General features: G+C 76.3%; 3 protein-coding genes. 2 read left to right on the top strand and 1 reads right to left on the bottom strand.

Translation table 11 applies throughout. The features are described 5' to 3' along the window. Window positions 1-537: AAA family ATPase (locus ON36_RS28515; protein ID WP_043660131.1), on the bottom strand; the 537-nt coding region annotated here is incomplete at its 3' end. A gap of 143 nt (window positions 538-680) precedes the next feature. On the opposite strand from ON36_RS28515, the gene ON36_RS28510 reads away from it, so the two are divergent. Then, the gene (locus ON36_RS28510) at window positions 681-1,016 is read left to right on the top strand and encodes a hypothetical protein (protein ID WP_043660128.1); all 336 of its coding nucleotides are present in this window, start codon (window positions 681-683) and stop codon (window positions 1,014-1,016) included. Window positions 1,017-1,021: 5 nt separating this feature from the next. Next, on the top strand, window positions 1,022-1,431 hold a 410-nt coding region (locus ON36_RS28505; RefSeq protein WP_043660132.1), incomplete at its 3' end, for a YceI family protein.

The following is a 1,431-nucleotide window of genomic DNA, read 5'->3' as shown; positions in this document are numbered from 1 at the left end:
GTGCGGGAGCCGCAGCAGGGCGGGCAGGGCCGCGCCGAGTTCGGGACCGGTCGGCTCCCGGTAGGTGGCCACCACGAGCAGGCCCGACCGCGCGGACTCGGTCGCGACGTGGGTGAGCAGGGCCAGCGAGGTCGGGTCCGCCCAGTGCAGGTCCTCGAGGACCAGCAGCAGACCGGCGGGCCCCGCCGCCTCGACGAGGACGTCGGCGACCTCGCCGCACATCCGGAACCGCTGCGCCGCCGCCCCGCCGCCCGCCTCGGTGACCGTGTCGAGGGCGGCCGCCAGCTCGGGGAGGCCGCGCGCCGCCCGCCGCCACGGCCACAGCGGCGGCATGCCCGGATCGTCCACGGCGAACCCGCGCAACACCGGAAGCCGCGCCTCGGCCGCCAGCTCCGCCGCCCGCTCGGCCAGCCAGGACTTGCCGATCCCCGCGCCGCCGCCGATCAGCACCAGCCGACCCGCGCCGCCCGCCGCCGCGAGCACCGCCGCGCGCAGCCGGGCGATCTCGGTGTGCCGTCCCACGAACGGGTTCTGCATCTGCCCAGTATCCCGCCGCCGAGGGCGCCGCGCGGGATTCCGCGTGACCGGTTCAGTACCGCGGATCAGTACTGGCACCGATCCACGCGGCCGCCGCGGACGCGACGCTGGACACAGCGAAAAGACCAGTTCAGGAGGACATCATGTACGCACACCTGCTCCATTTCGACCGGCCGCGCAGCGCCGAGGAACTCGCGGCGGGCGACTTCGCCGTCGAGCACCGGATCCGGCCGCTGCTCGCCGGGGTGCCCGGGTTGCTGGAGTACATCGAGCTGCGGCGCGACGACGGGACCGGCGTCGTCATCGGACTCGCCGAATCGGAGTCCGCGCTGAGCGCGGCGCGCGACGCGGTCATGGGCAGCGCCCTGCTGCCGGGCGAGGACCCGGCGCTGCTGCCCGGACCCGATCGCGTCGAGATCTACCCGGTCCGCGACCACGCCGACACCGCCGCGATCTACGCCGCGGGCGGCGCGCGATGAACGCCGTGACGCCGGGGGGAGCGCCGACCCGCTGGGTCGTGGAGCCGACGGCCTCGACCGCCTGCCTGCGCGTCGGCCACTTCCGGGGCTCGGTCCGGGGCACCGTGCCGGTCCGCTCCGGCGTCCTCGTCCTCGACGAACAGGGGGCGCCGCGATCCGCCGCCGGCACGGTCGACCTGGGCGGCATCGACACCGGTAACCCCCGCCGCGACCGCGACCTGCGCGCCCCCCGGCTGCTGGATCTCGACCGTCACCCCGGCATGACCTTCACGGCCACCGCGATCACCGGGACCGACAGCGGCTGGCGGGTGGCCGGGCGGGCCGAGGTCCGCGGCCGCGCGATCCCGCTGGTGTTCGACGTGAGCCGGGTGACGGTGCGCGCGGGCGAGACGATGTCGCTGCACGCCGCGGCCGT

Origin of the sequence: Nocardia thailandica NBRC 100428, assembly GCF_000308795.1 — a bacterium.
GTDB lineage: Bacteria > Actinomycetota > Actinomycetes > Mycobacteriales > Mycobacteriaceae > Nocardia > Nocardia thailandica.
The sequence above is the reverse complement of the archived record's forward strand: the minus strand, read 5'-3'. Positions and strand labels throughout refer to the sequence as shown.